We start from the raw sequence: 19,904 nt of genomic DNA, 5'->3' as shown, positions 1-19,904 counted from the left end.
TCTATATATACTACTATTGGATAGTCTGAAATAGCTACAGCAATAGCATTTCTCGTATGAGATATATTAAATTCAAATTTAGAAACACTTCTTAACATAGGTTTACCATAGTAAGTTATATCAAAAACAATATCTTTGTTCTCAATATCCATATTACGGCATATTATAGTTCTTGTAAGCAATTCGGCATATAGACTTAATTTTTTATCTATATCAAACCTATAACGTTTAATTTTTTCTTGTTTTTCATTAGACACAAACGTTTGCATTAATTCAAACTTTGGATTATCTATTCTATCTGTTACACTAGCAAAATATAATTTACACATTTTTAATCTGTACGTTTAAACTCTCAACTTTAGAGACTACATAATTTATTAATGACCCAATAGTAGGGAATTCCGATAATAGCAACATATCATCATCAAATTCAAAACCATATGTTTTTTCGATCGCTACAATAATTTTAATAAAAGTAATAGATTCTAAAATATCTGTTACTTCACTTTCAAATGTATTTTTTTTGTTTTTAACAATACTTTCAATTTGTCTTAATAATTGTTCTTCCATTACTATATCCTCCGTTATACTTATACTAAAAGTCAATTGTAAGCACTTCCGGCCATGAATTTCACTATTATTTTTCTTTTTTTGTTTCGAATTAAGTTGATATACTGCCGTAAGTCTAAGAAAGAAAGAAAGAAAGAGATCTCCTGATAGAAATAATTGAAAAAAAAAGCAAGAGCCTGTTTTATAAATGCCAATGCAGATCAATTACCTTAATCGATTGCTACTTTAAGGGAATAGATGCATGTAGATCCCCAGTTGTACATTGGATCGGCTACACTTAGTTGGACAGAAAAAATAAGGGCATGTAGAATAAACCTATCATACTAAGGAGCGGATCTCTACAATGCCAAAACAACAACGGCGAACCTTCACTGCCGAATTTAAAAAGCAAATGGTGCAACTCTATGAAAACGGGAAATCCAGAGCAGCTATTGTGGAGGAATACGGCCTCACAGCGTCTGCTTTGGACCGCTGGATCAACCAAGCTCAGACAACGGGTTCTTTTAAGGAAAAGGATAATCGTTCAGCAGAAGAAAACGAGCTGATCGCGTTACGAAAAGAGAACCAGCGTCTGAAGATGGAGGTAGATATCCTAAAGCAAGCAGCGCTGATCATGGGACGAAAGTAGCTATCGTTCGGAATAACCTTGATAAATACTCGGTATCAGCATTGTGTAACGTCCTGCAAATCGCAAGAAGTACGTACTATTATGAAGCCAAAGAAAGACCGAATGAAGATGTGTTAACAAATATGATTGTGGATATCTTCCATAAGAATCGAAAGGCCAACGGTACACGAAAGATCAAAACCAAGCTCCAGGAACAAGGATTCATCGTGTCCAGACGACGTATTGGCCGAATCATGCGCGAGCAGGGCCTTGTTTCCACCTACACACCATTGCCCAGTTTAAGCCGCACAAAACGGCCTGTAATGAGGCGGAAACGGCGAATGTGTTAGATCGTGAGTTTGATCAGGCTGAAGCTAAGCGCTTCGTCGTTAGCGATCTGACGTATGTGAAGGTTGGGCACCGTTGGCACTACGTTTGCGTCCTCATTGATCTATTCAATCGAGAGATCATTGGCCATAGTGCAGGTCCACATAAGGACGCTGCTCTGGTTTCACGCGCCTTTGCTACGGTAGAAGGCGACCTGAGCCAAATCAAGTGGTTTCATACGGATCGTGGTAGTGAGTTTAAAAACCAGAAGATGGACGAGCTTCTGGAAACCTTTGAGATCGGTAGGTCGTTAAGCGCGAAGGGGTGTCCTTATGACAACGCTGTGGCGGAGGCTACGTACAAGGTCATGAAAACGGAGTTTATCCATCAGATGGAGTTCCAGAACCTTGATCACCTGCAGTTGGAATTATACGACTACGTCAACTGGTTTAACAAGCATCGAATTCATGGATCTCTGGGATACATGACGCCTGTTCAGTATCGCCAAGCAGCCCTTAAAAAAGCTGTCTGATTTAATGTTGACAATCCATTCCTTCCCGGTAACCTTCGCCACAGATTACAGGCTGAAATAGCGGCGTGAAACCGTCCACTCATCTGTTGTTCCATCAGGATTGCTCCTAATAGGCGAATGGCAGACTCACGGCTTCTTCACGCTCACCCGTTTCCCGAATGCCAATGGCTACAACCCATGCCATGCCGTATACTCTGCCACCTTCCCGTACTTTGGGAAACGTAGCGTCAAACCAAACATACGGGTACCACCCTCCAAAGGGCGATTTTTGAATGCCAATACGGTCTCATCTAGCTCCTTGCAGATCCGGGAGACCTTGCTTTTGCTAATCCCTTTCATCCCCAGTGCCTCGGCCAAATCATCCACTTTGCGTGTGCTAACGCCATGCTCATACGCTTCCTGGACCACAGCCAACAATGCCTTCTCTGCTCGTTTACGGGGTTCCAACAAGGATGGGAAGTAACTGCCTTTACGAAGCTTAGGAATTTTCAAATCCAGTGTCCCCACCCGTGTATCCCACCGGCGTTCGCGGTATGCATTACGCTGATTCACACGTTCTGTATTCCGCTCATAGCGTTCTGCCCCAATGTCTTGGACTACTTCCGCCTCCATCTGGGGTTACACCAGCACTTGCATTGCTTCTCTTAAAAAATCGACATTGCCTTCATTTCCGCTCTTGCGTAACAGCTCCAAAAGTGAGATTCTATCTATAGAAGCCACGGTTTTGATCCTCCTTCTAAAGTTGAGTCGCGTCACTTTAGTAGAATCATACCGTGGCTTCCCTTGTCAAAAGGCACAGTTCTTTTTTACACCACTACTTGAGACTTTAACGTTTCTCTCATTTGAATTAATTCAAAATAGAATTAATGGGGGAGATTACCCCCGTATTTCCAGGCGATCCAGGTGGGTGGCCTGGTAAATATTTTGAGTCTCTGTATCTTTAACAATAGTATTTACAATATCATTAGGATACCGATTCAAAAAAAAATGTTCTCCTTTAAACTTATGAAATTTCACGTTTCCTTCAACAACTTCACTCCATTTATGCATTTCATTGATATGAGTCGAAAAATCGCTATCCGCATAAAAAACGCTTACTCCACAACTTATTTTTTCTGCTTTGGGCTGAAACTTATAATTGTCCAAAATTATAAAATCTGCTCGCAAAATCGGAAGAAACATATCCATAATCTCTTTTGTATAAAACTCCTCTGGTATTCCCCCATATTGTTCCACCTTTGTCAAGAAAGTTTCATTAGTCATATTTTCAATGTCTTCTCTCTTTTCAAAAATATGTGGAGCATCTCGCCCAGAAAAAAACAGATGCCTTGGTTCCTTAGTTCCCATTTGCTTAAGTTTATAATATATCTCATAAGTCAATAAGGCTCCCATGCTGTGTCCAAATATAACATATTCATCGTCATATTCTAATTGTTCACTTATTCTTTTGGCGATATCTTCACTTGCTTCACCAACAGACTGGTAACAAGGCTCTGTGAATCGAGTTCCTCTTCCAGCCAATTCACATATACACAATTCATATCTATCCGGCAGTAGTTTTTTCCATTCATAATATGCATTTACCGACGCTCCAGCATATGGAATAGGAAATACTTTTATTTTATTTATTTCACTCACTCCTATGTTCAACTTGAGCCCACTATCATTACTATATAAACCTATAAGTATTCAAGATACATTTAATTGTACTTCTCTATCTCTCGCTGCTCTGCCAGCAACAAATTCACCATATCACTATAGCTATTCAAACCGTCTGTCTGATTATTTGCCTTCAGATATACATCATTTACATTTCTTGAAATACTTGAAATAACACCCTCATACTTATCCCGGTACTGCTCATTTTGTTCTATATCATGCTGCACCGCCTTGGACAGACTGGACATTATATCAGACGCCTGATCTGGATCCACTTTCTTTAGCTCAGATATAGAATAATCAAATGCTAGAAAAAAACCACTGTAAAGTATCATTGGATCATCCTGCTGCTTACATGCCAGATATGCTATAAAATTTGCCTCATCCTCATGCATGAAACCACTCTGATGTGCCAATTCATGTGCCATAGTAGCAGGCACCAAGAAAACGGGCACATTAACATTGATATTGGATTCATAAGTAAAAGGGACAAAGATACCATTTATCCCTGCATGCGACATTAGCTTTGACATCACAACTGGTTTTGGTGTTGAGTATAAAGAATGCTCCAAAATAGGATATTCCTTTGATAACATTTGCATCGAGAACACTGCGTGTTGTGCATAATAATCAAAAACCTCTGGTACTTGAGCCAAAAGATCAGTGTCCGCTAACTTTTCCCTTGCCAATTCCATTTCAACGGCAAGCGACTTACTCAATTTGACCAGTTCCTCCTTGCTGTAGTTCTCTTCTTTATATTCGGTATAAGACAAAAAAGAATATCTGTGATAGTTTATTCCACCCAAAATAGTATAACAAAAATATATCACGCTACAGATCGTAACTATTCCTAGAGCACCACGATAAACTACCATCCTACGTACACCTTTACTCATGATAACCTTGCGCACATAATAAACGATATAAAATAGAAAAAGTAACACAACCAACACGACGAGCCATTCACTAACAGAAAACTTGACCCAAGAAGGTACAAATCCTACTATTTTTGACAATAACGGATATACAGACCTACTGTATTTTTCCGCCCAATCCTGATGGTTCTGCGCGTATTTTGTCAGTATGTAAGCTATAACTCCAAGTGAGATCAACGGTAATCTCTTAAGTAAAAGCTTTTTTATAATGTACTCCCCCTATCCAATAAATATCGGCTGTACGCCATGTAACCTAGTCATATCATTTCTTTATTTCAACATACTTTTCCTCATAAAAATCATGCTTATTAGAAAAAACATATTGATTCATAAAATCTATAGGAAGTACTTCATAAGCCCAGTAGGTACCATTAGGTCTATTACTTGAAATAACTTGTCGGGCGATTTCAGCAGCCACTGTACCCGTTAACTCTGAACTCGTTTCCATTTGTAAATTCAATCTGCACCTAACATCCTTTCCATTTTTCACTCCTGTAGCATCAATGACTAAAGCTATCCATTCCTCTTTAGGTTGCTCCTCTAAACTAATGTCTAGTTTTTTCAGGGCTTCTTCAACCGAAGACTCAAGTTGCATTTGATAAAATTGCATTGCTAAACGAAAAATATTATCATTTGCTGCTATATTGTACCAGTGGAGTTCTTGTACCGAACTAACTTCCAGAATATCAATGATCTCTTGACTTAAATACGGTTTCTTATAGACAGGGACATCCACTTCAGGTACAAATTCTTTCTTCATCATATTTATATTTTCCGTTTTAACACAATGATCACTCCAATAAGAATCTGTTTTTCCAATTACACTATGGCCACTCATTAATATATCTGAGATAGAAGTTTTCGTATAATGTTCCGCACCACCAATATAACAATTCACATACTTCGTTTCGTCTAATAAATGATTTATTACTCGTTTTAATAGCAGACCTGTAATTCCAGGACAAAAACCAGCTCCTATGTAATTTACACCGTTAGCTTTAAGCTCTATTTGCTCCTGACTCAATAATAAAGCATTGGAAGCATCGACATATTTTGCTCCTACTTCCATAGCTGCCTGAGCAACTCTATCTTTAATTATAAATTCAGGCCCTGCACAATTAATGACAACCGTACAATCAGTACAGAACGCAATCAAGTTCTCCCAGTCAGAAACATCCAGGAATTGGTAGTTAAAATTATTAAGGTTCATTAATGCTGTAGGTTCACGCCGCTGTCCGCCCTTAACAATAAAGTCTTTACATAAGTTCTTACAGATGACTTCACCGATCATTCCGCCACACCCAACAACTGCGATTTGCTCCATCCGTACGACACCCCTTTCATCTTATACAAGATTTAAAATACAAGACTAGTTATACCTTTCTCTATTAAAAGATCATTATTATGTCTACTCAACATACTCAATGCATAAAATCTTTGTTTGGCTTCCATTAATTTATGATACGTGCCGTGTTCTTCAATTTTCCCATTATTCAATAAGACAATTTCATCATATCCACTAAGAATTGATTCATCCAGCCTATGAGTAATGGAAATTCTCGTAATGCCCTGCATTTCACTTAACATACACTCAAGGTCACTAGCTGTTTGATTGTCCAACGCTGAAGTCGCCTCGTCCATAAGTAATATAGGTGATTTTCTCAGGAGTGCTCTTGCTATAGAAATTCTCTGTTTTTCCCCACCTGAAAAATGGATTCCATTTTCTCCACATAATACATCAAAGCCGCCTCTGTCATGAATCAATTTCTGTAACATACTCTTCTTTATTACTTGCTCAAACTCATCTGTGTCACATTCACGAAACAATTTAATATTTTGTTCAATCGTATCATCAAAGATAAAACAGTCCTGATGAATAAAACTAACATTTTGGAAAATGGACTGATCACTTATTTTCTCAAGATCAACCCCGTCATACCTGATATTTCCTTCATACCCATCATAAAACCCAGTCAACATCTTTAATAAGGTTGTCTTTCCACTCCCACTTGTTCCTACAATGGCATAAGACTTTCCATATTCAAATTCAAAATTAATATCATCTAAAATTTTTTTCCCATCTACGCTTAACGAAAGCCCATTTAGAGAAATTTTATTACTGAATTTAGGGATATCAATTCTTTGAGTTTGATCCGTTTTTGCCTCTCCAATTTTATTGAAATTCATTAATAAAGCCCGACTGGCCTGCCTTTTGGTAAAACCGGTTATGAGTCTATTAATGGGAACTGTTACGCAATTTAACAATTGAATAAAAGCCATAATCTCTCCTACTGTAATTTCTCCTTTCATTAGCTGCTGAGTACCCACAATAAATATGACTACAGCAACAAGAAAAGTTGAAATATCAGTAAGTGACATAATGAGTGACAACAGATTTTCGTATACCATTTTTGCTTTTTCCTGCTTGTTCGCCTTTGCCTTTGCCCTTTCAAAAATCTCCTTTTCGATGTTAAAGCTCTTAACAACCTGATTTCCAGACAATATATCTTTAATGAAAGATACATAATTTTTATTTTGCTCAGCCACTTCACCTTGTGCTTTTTGCATACGATTATTAAATATACTCGAAACTGCAAGTGGAATGATACAAGTGAGTAATATACTCAATGCAAGGAATGAATTAATGATAAACATCGCAAGCACTCCACCTACAAGCATAGCTAGCTGAACAAATATTTCCACGGTCCCTTTTATATAATCGTTTTGAATTATCGTTATATCATTTGACAATCGTGATATGTAGGTTCCATTACTCTCCTTGTTGAAACTTCTCATATCTAACCGCAAAATATTTTCAACAAGGGTATTTTTCAGGTTTAACGTTGCCCTTTTTGTATATAAATTTTTAACAGCATACCCCACATACATTCCCACTGCACCTAAAGGCAATAAAATAACGGAAACAGTAGTCACCTTAATGATATTGTCAATATCTTTATTAATAGAATAATCAATAAACTTTTGTAGTATAATTGCCAATGCAATAAACAGAATAGATGTCATGATACCAAGTAAGCAGGACAAAATAAATAAGCCTATATTCTTTTTGTATATGCTTTTTGAAATTTTTTCATTCATACTATAAGCCCTCTTCTTGTTTCTAATTTCAATTAGAGCATGTCTAATTTACACTCCAATTGTTTATTGCTAGATCATGTGCATATTTCAGATATGTTGGGTGGGACCGCGAGCATATGCACATGATCTGGCATCATATGTCTTTTTATGACCCCTCCACCCGCATAGCGGGTGGTTTTACGGGTAAGATACAACATTAAATATTCTTCATGACATCATTAAGAAGCTCTTCTTCAATTGTAATGCCTGTAATGCGAGCAATTAGAGTACTATTTTGAATGTAAAAGTGCATGCTAACTCCAAAATCTTCAGACTCTATAATCTGTGTTTGTAAAAACATCTTCTCAAGTGATATGTCATCTCTACTTGCAAACTTATCAAGGACTCCCTGATAATTAATGATTGGAATGCGATGGGACATTTCATTAAAACCGTACTTTTGTGCTATAAGAAACAACTTTTCTGTAATTGCAGATTGATTAATACTCGATTTTTCTGATGTTGATAAAAGCTGTTTTTGCGTTTTACTTTTCCTATCATAAATTGAATAATCTAAATTTAAAGTTAGCCCCAACATTTCCTTATTGAATTCATCTCTGTTATGTGTCAAAACAGAAACAGGGATGTTATTTAATTCTTCAGGTAAGTCACTATACATAAGCCTTGATATAAATTCTACTGCTGTATTAATGGGTTGTTCGCTAAATTTCTGATATTGTAACTCATTTAGTTTTACATGAATTTCTGTAAACCTCTTAGTGTCTCGTCGAGAGACCAAATCAGCTGATTGTTTAGCAGCTTCAATATACTCTTCCATGTTAGACTCTTGAGCATCAGGAATTTCCAGTTCGTCAACTTTCTTTTTAATCATTTTGCAATATTCTATGAAAGAATAGTTATAGGGAGTGGTAAGTCTGTTGTTCAAAGTTTCATGAAGCATAACCTTAAACAAATCTTGTGAGACTCCATCCCATATTAAATGATGAATTGCACTAAGTACTAAGCAATGATCTGCATCTATTTCTACGATTAAAAATCTAGATAACAGCTTATCATCAGTTAGAAAACTCATTTCATTCACAATTTCTTTAAATTGTTCTGCAGATAATTCTAAGGTTCCTTTCACTACTGGAATTTCCCACTCATCTGAATAATCGTATTCTTCTAAATAGGTCATTTTTTGATTTAATTTCGTTCTTAATGCCCCATGCCTGGAAATTATTCCTCTGAGTGATAAAGAAGCGTTCTCTGCCGTTCCTTCTATTGTTATGATTTCAGTAATAATTTCTGTATCCGGTCGCAAGAATTCCTCATGTCCTGTCAATACAGGACATTCTAAAGTAGAACGTGTTTTAATATAGTTATCTCCATAATAATTCAACTGTTTTTGTATCATGCACTTTAGATCGCCATCACGGTTATCACCAATTAATGTTTCATCTAATGGCATTTTTACTGTTCCTTTTCTGGTTAAACACGTTTCGACAACATCCTTAATTGCTCTTTCATATGCCAATACCAATGTTTGAGCATCCTCGTCAGTATACAATCCAGTATCATATATGATGTCAAATTCAAGTTGCCCATTTAAAACAGCCCCATTTAGAGACAATCCCATTCCTGATGAATTTTTTTCTGACATACTTCTTCCTAATGGCATTCCCGACATGGATATTCCTTCAATTCTGTCTATCTCGTTATCCAATTCTCCAAGATAATTGAATGTTATTGCTGCGCTCATCTCAAGTCCGCTATGCTCACCAAGATATCTCAAAACTCCATATCCAATTCCATGATTAGGGACCTGTTTCAATGTTTGTTTTGTCTCCAAAATGCTTTCTTCAACAGTATCTTTTGTCTCCAAAATAATAGGATATACACTTGTAAACCAACCAACTGTACGATTGATGGCGATCTCTCTATCTATTGTCTCTCTCCCGTGACCCTCCATTTCTATGGTTAGGTACTTAGAGTTTCTCCATTCTTTTACTGCAATGGTCAGCGATGCCAGTAACAAGTCGTTTATTTCTGTTTTATATGTCTTTCCAGCTTCGAGCAACAGCTTTTTCGTCGTTTCAGAGTCCACTTTCACTACTTTATTTTTATATTGACCACTTGCTGTTTGTGTACTCTTGAATGTCTCAGTACTATTTGATTTATCCGATATATTTTTCCAGTATGCTATTTCATCTGAAAGCACTTCACTCTTAGCATATTGTGTTAAAGCATTCGCCCATTCCTTGTACGAAGCCGTTTTCATTGGCAGCGTGATTTTACCTGTCTCTTGTATTTGTCGATATCCACTAAATAAATCCTCCAGCAGAATTCTCCATGATACACCGTCTATGACCAGATGATGTACACAAATTAGTAAATGATCTCCACTGTCTGAATGGAACAGCCCTACTTTTACTAAAGGCCCGGTGGCTAGGTCTATGCTTGCCTGTAATTTATCGCTGGCATACTCTATCTCTTTCGATACATCTTGCACTTTTGTATAATCTTTTTCATACCAATCATATAGCTTGCTTTCCTCTGTAGACAGCGTGATTTGACGTTGTCCGTCATATACATTTCTTAAAGCGTCATGATGTTTAATGATTTCAGTAATTGCTGTCTTTAAACTAGGTATGTCAAATGGCTCATCACTTCTTAACATTAAGGCCTGATTATAATGATTAGGTACGACGTGATTCTTATTGAAAAATTCTAGTTGTATAGGGGTTAATGGACTTTCCCCATTGATTTCTCCCTGTTCGTATACTTGATTTACTTCTCCCATTTGAATATTTTCCCCAATCTTTCTTGGGGTCTGCTGATACATTAATGCGGCGAAAGAAAGCTTATAACCTTTTTCCCGTAACTTCGAAACGGCCTTAATCGCTTTAATAGAATCTCCGCCAAGTTCAAAGAAACTATCCTCTATGCCGACTGGAGATATTCCTAAGATTTCTTCAAATATGTCCGTAATGACTTTCTCTGTTTTAGTTCTTGGTGGCATATATTCCTGTCCTGCTAATGCATTTGGTTCTGGCAGTGCTTTTGCATCCAGCTTCCCATTTGGAGTCAGTGGCAAGGCATCAATCTGCATCATAAAGCCAGGTAACATATACTCAGGCAGTTTGTCTCTCAAATCATTTTTGATTTCAGACATATCCAGTTGCTGCTCTTGATTTGTCGGGATCAGGTAGGCACATATACTCTTGTCACCGCCTACTTCCAATGCAACAACGGCTACATCAGATATACCCGGCTGATTCCTTAGAACGCTCTCGATCTCGTACAACTCGATCCGATATCCTCGGATTTTAACCTGTTCATCTATTCTTCCCAGGTATTCCATCTCTCCGTTAGGCAGCCATCTCGCCAAATCTCCAGAGCGGTATAACTTCCCTTCGCCATATGGATTGTCGATAAACTTCTCCGCTGTTAATTCAGGCTGGTTTAGATAGCCTTTGGCTACTCCGTCTCCTGCGATGCATAGCTCACCAGGAACGCCTACACCACATAACTCCATCTCATTCAGTATATAGAGCTGCATATTGGCAATGGGATGTCCGATTCCTACACTTAAACCCTTATCTTTTTCGCTGGAATAGACATAGTCACAGCATCCTACGGTAGTCTCTGTAGGGCCATATTCGTTATGAATCTTGACCCTGTCTCCTAATAGCTTCTGCGTTTTCCACGCCGTATCTGTGGTGAACTCCTCTCCACCGACAATTAGCGCTTCTAAATTTGGGACATCTACGCCGTCTGCATAGGTTTCCAGCATTTTTAGATGGGAAGGGGTAAGTTTAAGGAAGGTTACCCTGTTATCTTTGAATGCTGCACGCAGCCTTTCCTCCGCGTCTCCTCCCTTTAATAGAAGAGATCCACCACTAATCAGCGGTAAGAACAAGGACGTTACGGAAAGGTCGAAACTTAAGCTTGTAATTAATACCGTCGTACAAGCTTCCTTCTGGTATTCTTGATCTGCATACGACAAGTAATGATCCAGATTGCCTCGTGTCACCGCCACACCTTTGGGCTTTCCTGTCGTTCCTGATGTGTAAATCACATAGGCTATGTCACTTTTTTCAACAGCACACGCTGGATTTGTCTCCTTCTCACCCAGATCTTCAAGATTCATCGAGATGAATGGGACTTCCGTTTCCATAGTCTTCTCTCTTGTTAAAATGACCTTGGGTGCTGCATCGTTTAAGATATGCTCTATTCGTTCCTTTGGTGTTGCTGGATCAATCGGGACATAGGCGGCTCCACTCTTTAGCACGCCCAAAATGCCAATGATCGTTTCCGCTTCCAGGGTAGTCATGATGGCCACTCGATCATTGGGCTGAACACCTAACGAAATCAGTTCCCATGCCAATGCATTGGCCTTGCGGTTGACTTCTCCATAACGAAGTACTCCCGTTTCGTATTCGATTACCGTCTTCTCGGGTGTCTGTTCCGCATGTTTCTCGAATCGTTCCACTGCCGTATGATGCTGTGCATACTCCGTATGGGTATTATTGAAAACCGTTAGTATTCTTTGTTGCTCTACCTCACTGACCATGTGGAGTTCAGACAATTTCATTTCAGGGTTAGCAATCACCCTGTCCAGCAACACCTTAAAATGCTCCAGTATGACCTGTGCTGAAGTCTCGGTAAATAAATCACTGCAATATACCAGATCTAAAGCGTACCCCTCTTCATACGCTGTAGCTTGTAAATCCAAATCAAATTTGGCATCAATGAAAGGAATGCCCAGCATCTCTACCTGTGCTTCGCCCATCGCAAGATGGATTTCCTCGTTATTCTGCATGGTAAACATCACGTCAAACAGCGGATTGCGTGACAGATCACGGCGTACTTCTACTTCCTCTACCAATTCTTCAAACGGGTATTCTTGATTCTCATATGCATTCAATGCCAACTCTTTGATCTCGCTTAAAAATTCTAAGAACGTTTTTTCAGCCCTTGGATACCCTCTCATTGCCAGCGTATTGACAAACATGCCGGCTATTGTCTCGGTGTCCTGATGCACTCGGCCTGAGATGGGTGTTCCTACCACGATATCTTGTTGCCTGCTGTATTTATGCAGTTCTATCATAAATACAGCCAGTAAGGTCATGTAATCTGTCGTTCCCTGTTGTTTATTTATATTTTGAATGCCAGCTTTCTGCTCTTGGCTAAGCTGAACAGACACTTGGGCTCCTTTGTAGCTTTGGATTTTGGGACGTGGATAGTCCGTCACCAAATCCAAAACCGGTGCCTCTTCTTTGAATACTTCTTTCCAATAGTTTCTCTGACTCTCCAGGTTTCTGCCACGCATCCATTCACTATAATCCTTGTATTGGATTTCAAGTGGTTGTAATTCTTCACCGTTATACAATCGTGAGAAATCTTCGATTAATATATTTAGCGTCTGATGATCGGAAATAATATGGTGCATATCAAATAGTAAAATATAGTTGTTCTGATTTCTTTCTTTGACTACTTTAAAACGCATGAGCGGTGCTGTTCCGATGTCAAACGGGCGTACAAATTGTTCCATGTCAGCGTCACTGTGGCTGTCGGTCTCTTCATATTCCACTTGGTAGAATACCTCGTCTGCAATGACTTGATATGCTCCTTCTTCGGTCATTACAAAACTTGTTCGCAGCGACTCATGACGCTTAATCAGACGATCTATGGCTTGTTGTATTTTTTCTAAATCAAGGTTACCCGTTACTTCTAGCGCTGACGCCATGTTATATGCAGTACTGTTGCCTTCCATCTGATCCAGAATAAACAATCGTTTCTGTGTAGAGGATGCTGGATAAGCTTCTCTCTGTTCTGCTTGTGGTATTGGACTATATTCGCCTTCTCCCGCGGCCTCAATCTTTCTCGACAACATGACAGGAGTTGGTGAACTAAATATATCTTTGACTGGCAAACGAATCCCTGTCTTCTTCTCGATGGCATTAATGGCTGCCGTCGCTTTTAACGAATGTCCTCCCAGTTCAAAGAAACTATCCTCTATGCCGACTGGAGATATTCCTAGAATTTCCCCAAATACATCTACGATTGCCTGCTCCGTCTTATTACTTGGTGGTACGTAGTTCAAACTTTCTAACATATCTGGCTCTGGCAGCCTAGTTTTATCCAGCTTCCCATTTATGGTTAGTGGAAATTCATCGATCTGGATCATAAAGGCAGGAATCATATACTCTGTTACTTCTTCTCTTACCGCTTCTTTAATTTGGGGTATACTTAGTTCCTGCCCCTTTTCTGCAATGAGATATGCACAGAGAATATCATCATTTCCAACTTCTTTTACAATAACGACAGCATCTGCAATATTACTCTGCTTTCTTAATACACTTTCAATTTCACCTAACTCTATCCTGTAACCACGGACTTTCACTTGTTCATCTATTCGACCTAAATACTCTATATTTCCATCTGGCTGCCAACGTGCTAAATCTCCTGTACGGTACAGTTTTCCTTCACCGAAGGGATTCTTAATAAACTTCTTATCTGTCAATTCTGGCTGATTTAAATAACCTCTTGCTAAACCATCTCCTGCAATACACAACTCACCAGGTATTCCAATCCCGCATAGCTCCATTTCATTTAGAAGATATACCTTTGTATTTGCAATCGGACGTCCAATGGAAATTGAAGTAGAGTCTGTATTCACTCTAAAACTAGTTGCATTTACAGTAGACTCCGTAGGCCCATATGTGTTAAGCACTTCTACTCTTTCCGCCCATTTTTTTAAGCTTTCTAGACTACCTGCCTCTCCACCTGACTCCAGCAAACGAAGCGTCGGTAATGCGTCAACACACAACCCGTCTATTAACTTAGGTGTCAATGAAGCTGTTGTAACATTATTTCGATCGATATATTTTTGTAGTTGCTCCATATCATAGGTTAAATGTTTTGGTACAATGCATAATGCCGCACCATTGCATAGTGCAGGGAAGATATCTCCCACCGCTTGGTCAAAAGATATATTTGCAAATTGCAGCACCGTATCCTTGTCGCTTAGTGCAAATGTCTCCTGATATGTGACCCACATATTGACCACATTTCGATGTTCAATTAAAACTCCTTTAGGATTTCCAGTTGTACCCGAGGTGTAGATACAATACACTAAATCATTAGACCTGTTAACGTGCAAAAGATTGTCCGTTTCATTAGCATAATTATTCTCATCTTCTAAATCTAATACTGGTATCTCTACCTTCCCTGGCAGCTTATTCTTATACGTCAATACAATCTTTGGACTACTGTCCTCCAGCATATAGTGAATTCTATTATCTGGATATTCAGGATTGATGGGTACATAAGCTCCCCCTGCCTTGATGATGGCTAATATCCCTACAATCATTTCCATGCTGCGTTCTGTCACTAGAGCCACTAGATCGTTTGGAGCCACTCCTAAATCCCGAAGAGTTCGCGCCAACTGATTTGCTCTTTCATTCAGCTCGGCATATGTCATCTTATTATCATCAAATTTAAGTGCAATATTTCCTGCTGTTTTCTCTACCTGATTCTCAAATAAGCTGACAGCTGTTTGTTCTCGAGAGTATTCTACATTCGTTGCATTGAAATCAACCAAGATCTTCTCTTGTTCTCTGAGATCAAGCATATGCAGATCTTTAAGCTTTTTGCCTGGATGTGTTATGGCTTCCTCAAGCAGCGTTACATAATGCCTTGCCATATATTCAATCGTTTCTTGTTTGAATAAATCTGTGCAATACTCAAAATCTATCTCATACCCTTCTGGCATACATTCAACCAGAACGGATAAGTCAAACTTTGAGACATTTCTTTTAATGAATGCACTTTTTCCGCCCAATAGGCCTTGCATTTCCGTCGGTTTTTTCTTTTCTTTTAATCCGAACATAAAATCAAAAATTGGATTTCTTGAGAGATCTCTTTTCTTCTCTACGGCTTCAACTAAATCTTCAAATTGGTATTCTTGGTTATCATAAGCCTGCAGACACTTCTCCTTCACAGCTAATATCAAATGCTCAAAGGTCTCATCCGGACTAACTTCTCCCTTGATCACCAGAGTATTGACAAACATCCCCAACATACCCTTAGTATCTGCATGAACTCGGCCTGACACGGTAGTTCCTACAATAATATCCTTTTGGCGACTATATTTGGCTAATAATAAAATGAACACAGATAGGGTAACCATAAATTCAGTAGCACCATGCTTTAGGGCTAGATTTTTAACCCCTGAGCTTAATGGCTCCTTTACCTTTGCTACAACATTGTCTCCCCTGAAAGACTGGATTTGAGGACGGAGGAAATCCGTCTTCAAATCCACCCTAGCAATTTCACCAGCGAATTCCCTCTTCCAATACTCTTCCTGTTTTGAGATGTCATAAAAATTCTGCCATACACTGAAATCTTTATACTGAACACGGTTAGAATTTTTATTCATAAGTTCTCCTCTTATTCATAATCAGTTCCATCATTTTCATAAAATTCGTTCACTTGTTGCAGTATAACTGGCAGGCTTTCTCCATCACATATAATGTGATGAATATCAACAAATAGATAGGAGGCCGTTGTTGTCTTCATTAATTTCACACGCATCAACGGTGCTTCGGATAAAACAAACGGTTGTATAAATTTATCGTATTCTGTTTGTATATCTATTTCGTCCACTTCGCTGTAGTCTATTAAAACCCTTGCGTCTGGAGAAATCGTTTGAATAGGCTCACCGTCCACAACATGGAAACTAGTTCGCAAGATTTCTTCTTGCTTTAACAGCTTATCCAAAGCCTTCTGTAATCTTTCTTTATCTAGCGGTTCTTCATAAGCATAAACGTCCGATACGTTGTAGTTAATATTAGGTCCGGTCATCTCGTCCAGAAGATAGAGTCGTTTCTGAGCTGAACTTGTAGGGTAGTATTCAGCTGCTGAAGCTTGTTCTATTGCCACAAACATCTCGCTCTCAATCGACTCGATATTTCCCGCTATCTGCTCGGGCGTACCAAAAGTAAAAACATCTCTAATTGACAATCTTACTCCTATGGCCTTCTCCAATTCATTGCACAAGAGCACTGCTTTCAGTGACGATCCCCCTAGATCAAAGAAGCTATCAGTTACACTGACTTTTTCAATATCTAGAATGTTCTCAAATGCCTGCACGATCAGAGTTTCATATTCATTTCGTGGTGCAATATATTCCTTTGACTTATACTGCGGCTGTGGTAATGAGGCTTTGTCAAGTTTCCCATTACTTGTAAGTGGAATCGCATCAACCGAAATAATATGTGCAGGCACCATGTAATCTGGTAATACTTTACTTAACTTGATCTTAACGTCCTTTTCTTCTATTTCTGTCTCAGTTATTACATAGGCACACAGGAATTTCTCATTCCTTTTGTCTTCTCGCACTATGACTACAGCTTCATTTATGCCTTCAAGCTCCAATAAACGGCTTTCTACTTCTCGTGGTTCAATACGATATCCTCTGATTTTTGCTTGGTCATCCATCCGTCCAATATATTCAATGTTTCCGTTAGGTAACCAACGTGCCAAATCACCTGTCCGATACATCTTTCCGGATCCAAATGGGTTGTGTACAAACTTCTCGTCTGTCAGGTCTTGTCGATTTAAATATCCTTGAGATACACCCTCACCTGTTATACATACCTCACCCGGAACTCCAATTCCACAAAGTTCATTTCCATTTAATATATAAATCTTTAATGTTGGAAGTGGCATTCCTATATCGCTAATTCCTCTCTCGATGGCTTCAGCATCAATATCGCGATAAGTAGCGTATACCGTGGTTTCTGTTGGCCCGTACATATTAACCAGACGACAATGTCTATTGTTCTCATGCCATTTCTTCAAATGTGCTGGATAAAGTGCCTCCCCTGCAAAAATAACATATCGTAAACTATTTATGGTTTGTCCTGTCGTTGCATCGATCAACGCATAGAATGGTGAAGGTACCTGGCATAAGATGGTTACCGCTTCTTTTTGGAGCAGCTCTCCGAAGGCATATCCATCTTTTACTGTATCCTCAGAAGGTATTACAAGCTTTGCTCCATTCAATAGACTTCCGAATATTTCCCAAACCGAAACATCAAAACAATAAGAATGGAATTGAACCCAAATATCATTTTCATATAAATCAAGCTTAAACTTGTCATTCTTGAGTAATCGCACTACATTTACATGCTGAACCATAACACCTTTTGGCCGGCCCGTCGTACCTGAGGTATAAATAACATACATCAAATCACTTGAGTGATTTACATGAACAAGGTTACTGCATTCCATTTGATAATTTGCCTCATCATGAAGATGCATGACAGGAATGTCAACTTCAGGTTCTTTTGTACTGCATAATACGACCTTTGGTTTACAGTCATTAATGATATAATTAATTCTTTCCTCTGGATAAGATGGATCAACCGGTACGTAAGCTGCTCCAGCCTTTAAAATAGCGTATATACCCACCACCATCTCCAAACACTTCTCTGTTGAGATCACCACAAAGTCATTGGGTTGAATGTTATAGTCCTCTCGAAGCTTTCTTGCCAGAGCATTCGCCCGTTCATTTAATTGTGCATAGGTCATCTGTTGTCCATTAAATGTGATGGCTATACTATTAGGTATTCTGGCGGCCTGCTCTTCAAGTAACTGCACAATCGTCATATTTTGAGGGAATTCTGCATCCGTCATATTGAACTCATCCAATATTTTTGCTTCTTCGTACAGATCTACCATGGCAATCTCCTGCAGCTTCTTTTCCGGAGACATTAAAACTCCTTCAATTAATGTTAAGAAGTGTTTTGCCATGTACTCGATCGTTTCTGGTTTGAATAAGTCTGTAGAATATTCAAAATCAATCTTATAGCCTTCTGAATCACTTATCATGGTTAAGGTAAGATCAAATTTAGAAATACTACCTTCAACGGATTCCCTTGTTCCAATATGAATACGATCCGAATAACTCTCTCTCTCATCGTCCTGCAATACAAACATCACATCAAATACTGGGTTTCTTGAGAAATCTCTCTTTACTCCCACTGCTTCAACTAAATCCTCGAACTGATAATCCTTGTTATCGTATGCCTGTAAACATTTCTCTTTTGTACGTAATAATACATCCTCAAATGTATCATCAGCGCACACATTCCCTTTGATTGCCAGAGTGTTTACAAACATGCCCAACATATTTTGGGTATCCGTATGGTTTCGGCCCGATATTGGCGTTCCTACTATAATTTCTTCCTGTCGACTGTATTTTCCTAACATAGAGAAAAAGGTGGATAACAACACCATAAACTCCGTTGCACCATACTTCTTCGCTAACTCTTTTACTTTAATACTCGTTTTTTCTTCTACCTGTGTTCGGAAATTAGCACCTCTAAAGCTTTGTTTATGAGGGCGTGGATAATCCATGATTAAATCCAGGACTGGTATATCACCGGAGAATTCTTTCTTCCAGTACGCTGCCTGTTCTGTGATATCTCTAGCATTTTGCCAAGCAGAAAAGTCTTTATACTGTACTCGTGGTGTTAACAATTCTCTTCCTTCATATAACTCTTGTATTTTGTAAAGCATAACTGGCATGCTTCCTGCATCACATAAAATATGGTGAATATCCAGGAATAAATATGAATCACTTGGAGTATTCAGTATTTTTGCACGCATTAGTGGTGATTTTGACAGGTCAAATGGTTGGACGAAAGTATTATATTCATCTTGGATATACTGTGAATCTGCTGTCTTTACTTCACTGTGCTCCAGCACAATTCTTGCATCTGAAGAAATTTTTTGAATTGGTTCACCATTCACGATATGGAAACTTGTCCTTAAAATTTCCTCATGCTCTACTAATTGATCCAATGCCCTCTGAAGTCGCTCATTGTCTGGTTTAACTTTAAGCTTGATTACTAAAGGAATATTATAAGTTATACCAGGGCCTGTTAGTTGGTCCAAAAGATAAAGTCTCTTTTGAGCTGAACTTATAGAATAGCTTTCTGCTTCTGCTATTTCTGGTATTTCTTCAAACGTATTCTCCTTTGAGTTTTTTATTTGTTCTGCAATATTTTTTGGTGTAACTAAATCAAAAATTTCTCTAAGTGGTAACCTTACCCCTGTGCTCTTCTCTAATTCATTACACAGCCGGATTACATTAAGCGAGTATCCACCCAAATCAAAGAAA

8 protein-coding genes and 2 pseudogenes are annotated in these 19,904 nt (G+C 38.6%); 1 reads left to right on the top strand and 9 read right to left on the bottom strand.

Annotation, left to right across the window (positions count from 1 at the left end; genetic code table 11):
• Together V7183_RS15940 and V7183_RS15935 are read right to left on the bottom strand one after the other, a co-directional pair.
• On the bottom strand, nt 1-329 hold a 329-nt coding region (locus V7183_RS15940), incomplete at its 3' end, for a 4'-phosphopantetheinyl transferase family protein (RefSeq protein ID WP_438825177.1).
• The gene (locus tag V7183_RS15935; protein ID WP_098221762.1) at nt 322-570 is read right to left on the bottom strand and encodes an acyl carrier protein; all 249 of its coding nucleotides are present in this window, start codon (nt 568-570) and stop codon (nt 322-324) included. The genes V7183_RS15935 and V7183_RS15940, both read right to left, overlap by 8 nt.
• 343 nt (nt 571-913) lie before the next feature.
• Between V7183_RS15935 and V7183_RS15930 the strand changes: the two are divergent.
• Nucleotides 914-2,036 (top strand): annotated as a pseudogene (locus V7183_RS15930) (IS3 family transposase).
• A gap of 136 nt (nt 2,037-2,172) precedes the next feature.
• Here V7183_RS15930 and V7183_RS15925 read toward each other — a convergent pair.
• From V7183_RS15925 to V7183_RS15895, 7 genes and pseudogenes are all read right to left on the bottom strand, one after another.
• Nucleotides 2,173-2,756 (bottom strand): annotated as a pseudogene (locus tag V7183_RS15925) (IS256 family transposase); the annotation flags it as partial.
• A 156-nt stretch (nt 2,757-2,912) separates the two neighbouring features.
• Nucleotides 2,913-3,686, bottom strand: a complete 774-nt coding sequence (locus tag V7183_RS15920; RefSeq protein WP_042635520.1) for a thioesterase II family protein — start codon at nt 3,684-3,686, stop codon at nt 2,913-2,915.
• Between the two features lie 50 nt (nt 3,687-3,736).
• Nucleotides 3,737-4,807, bottom strand: a complete 1,071-nt coding sequence (locus V7183_RS15915; protein ID WP_088031007.1) for a DUF3810 domain-containing protein — start codon at nt 4,805-4,807, stop codon at nt 3,737-3,739.
• A gap of 85 nt (nt 4,808-4,892) precedes the next feature.
• A complete protein-coding gene (locus V7183_RS15910; RefSeq protein ID WP_000434926.1) occupies nt 4,893-5,954 on the bottom strand; it encodes a saccharopine dehydrogenase NADP-binding domain-containing protein in 1,062 nt (353 codons plus the stop codon).
• A gap of 32 nt (nt 5,955-5,986) precedes the next feature.
• On the bottom strand, nt 5,987-7,729 hold the full coding sequence (locus V7183_RS15905; RefSeq protein WP_098221768.1) for an ABC transporter ATP-binding protein: 1,743 nt from the start codon (nt 7,727-7,729) through the stop codon (nt 5,987-5,989).
• Nucleotides 7,730-7,925: 196 nt separating this feature from the next.
• Nucleotides 7,926-16,154, bottom strand: a complete 8,229-nt coding sequence (locus V7183_RS15900) for an amino acid adenylation domain-containing protein (RefSeq protein WP_335360138.1) — start codon at nt 16,152-16,154, stop codon at nt 7,926-7,928.
• 11 nt (nt 16,155-16,165) lie between these two features.
• The coding region (locus V7183_RS15895; protein WP_335360137.1) for an amino acid adenylation domain-containing protein at nt 16,166-19,904 on the bottom strand (3,739 nt) is incomplete at its 5' end.

This window comes from Bacillus sp. JJ1127 (assembly GCF_036965845.1).
Classification (GTDB): Bacteria; Bacillota; Bacilli; order Bacillales; family Bacillaceae_G; genus Bacillus_A.
The sequence above is the reverse complement of the archived record's forward strand: the minus strand, read 5'-3'. Positions and strand labels throughout refer to the sequence as shown.